This window comes from Candidatus Obscuribacterales bacterium (assembly GCA_036703605.1).
GTDB lineage: Bacteria > Cyanobacteriota > Cyanobacteriia > RECH01 > RECH01 > RECH01.
Genome location: DATNRH010001093.1, coordinates 1 through 1,071 on the forward strand (window position 1 = coordinate 1; position 1,071 = coordinate 1,071).

Sequence of the window (1,071 nt, forward strand, 5' to 3'; positions counted from 1 at the left end):
CCATGTCCGAATCCAAGTCCTCAAGCAGTGACAAGGTGAAGAAGACCAGCACCAAGGCTAGCACTAGCCGTGCCACTAAGACTGCACCCAGCGATCGTATGGCTCTGGCCACAGCCGTAGCCAGCATCACCAAGAAGGGTGATGACTGGGTGGCAGCACTGGAGACCTTCAAGCAACTGCGAGAGGGTATTATCCAAAACCTGGAAACTGAAATTAGCACCAAGCAGCGTGAGCAGGAGGAAGCACAATCAGCCTTTGAGCAGACCAAGCGCTCCCGCCAGATCGAGATGGATCAGGATCTGAGCGAGTATGGCTACCAGCAGGCTTTGAAGATTCTGGCAGCGCGCCAAGAGGTACCTATTGAGTCTGCCAAGTTGGCCGAGTTGAAGGAACAGTACGCTACCCTCAAGGCCAAGGATGACTCTGAACTGAAGAATGCAGTGGAGGAGGAGCGCAAGAGTTCCGCTCGTGCCTTTACGTTTGAGAAGCGAGCCCTGCAGTTGCAGCATGAGAAGGAGGTGGCGCAATTGACGGCGCAGAACCAGGCCTTGTTGACCGCGGTAGAGAGTCTGAAGGAGGATGTAGAGAAGGCTCAGGCGCGGCTGGATGCAGCACAGGCTCTGACTCGTCACGTGGCTGAGGCAGCCAAGGCACCTCCTATCGTGCAGAACATGGGCAAGTAAGGCGTACAGGCACTTTTCTGCAGAAGTTAAAGTTTTAATACACACACACACACGCACGCATCTATACCGTCTTACTTGTTCAAAACACCTCACACCCACACGCCGGATGAGTGACACCGCTGTTACAGACGTTCAATTTATTTTGAACGTGGCCTATCACAATGGCTTTGGCTTTCAAGCAGAGGGAACTTCTCCTCTCGGAAGTTTAGTCATTGGGACTTTGTCGGGTCCTGAGGCCGAAGCAGCCCAAGTGCAACACTGGCGCAAAGACTTGGACACAGAAGAGGTGTATCTGGTCGATTTTTTGGGTGTGGTGTATGTCAAGATTCTGTGGACTTTGTATGATCGCATTCCAGAGATTATTCAGTACGCGTTGGACCAAGGTCAC

Annotated in this window: 2 protein-coding genes; both read left to right on the forward strand. The window is 52.7% G+C overall.

Annotation, left to right across the window (positions count from 1 at the left end):
- Window positions 1-683 (forward strand): hypothetical protein (locus V6D20_22610; protein ID HEY9818574.1); only part of this gene is annotated, 683 nt, incomplete at its 5' end.
- A 106-nt stretch (window positions 684-789) separates the two neighbouring features.
- The coding region (locus V6D20_22615; GenBank protein HEY9818575.1) for a hypothetical protein at window positions 790-1,071 on the forward strand (282 nt) is incomplete at its 3' end.